This is a genomic window from Frankia sp. AgKG'84/4 (genome assembly GCF_023242965.2).
Lineage (GTDB): Bacteria > Actinomycetota > Actinomycetes > Frankiales > Frankiaceae > Frankia.
In genome coordinates this window covers 1-758 of sequence record NZ_JALKFU020000923.1, presented here as the reverse complement: position 1 = coordinate 758, position 758 = coordinate 1, and the positions used below count along the sequence as shown (strand labels likewise).

At 78.5% G+C, this 758-nt stretch carries 1 protein-coding gene; it reads right to left on the bottom strand.

Going from position 1 to position 758, the window contains the following annotated elements; all coding sequences use genetic code 11:
• Positions 1-758: SpnB-like Rossmann fold domain-containing protein (locus MXD58_RS26055; protein ID WP_518478694.1), on the bottom strand; the 758-nt coding region annotated here is incomplete at both ends.

Genomic DNA, 758 nt, shown 5'->3' with positions numbered 1-758 from the left:
CGCCGGTGCCGCCGGTGATCAGCACCGTGCCACCGGGACGCCAGGTGTCGGCGCTGCCCACCCCGCGGGCGCCGGCGGCGCTGGTGCTCGCGGGGTCGGCGTCGTCCACGCGGACCAGGCGGGGCACGAACAGGTGCGCCGCGCGGGCCGCGCTCTGGTCCTCCCCGCCCGGCGTGGTCAGCGCCGCGCCGAACCAGCCCAGGGACTCGTCGTCGAGCTCGGCGGGCAGATCGAGCAGCCCGCCGAACCCACCGGGGCGCTCCAGCGCCAGGGTGCGGCCCAGGCCCCAGAGCATCGCCTGCTCGGGACTGGTCACCGGGTCCTGCGGGCCCGTGCTGACCGCGCCGCGGGTGACCAGCCACAGCGGCGCGGCCACGCCGACGTCACCCAGCGCCTGGGCGAGCGCGACGGTGAGAGCGAAGCCGGTGCTCAGCGCGGGATGGACGGGGTGCGCCGAGGTGTCCAGACCGAGCAGCGACACCACGGCGCCGATCGGCACGTCCGCCTGCGGCGAGGCGCCGGTCAGGACAGCGGCGATCCGGGCCCGGTCGGCGTCGGCGCCGTCGAGGCGGATCGTGACGGGCTCACCGCCGAGGCGGGCGATCAGCCAGCTCAGCCGGGTCAGCGTCGCCTCGTCCAGCCCGGTGGGCGGGACCAGCACCGGCCAGCGGCCGGACAGCGGCGGGGGGAACGCGGCCTGGGCCGTGACGGCCTCGGTGGCGGCGGGGGCCCGCCGCGGGCGCCACACCCTGCGGTTT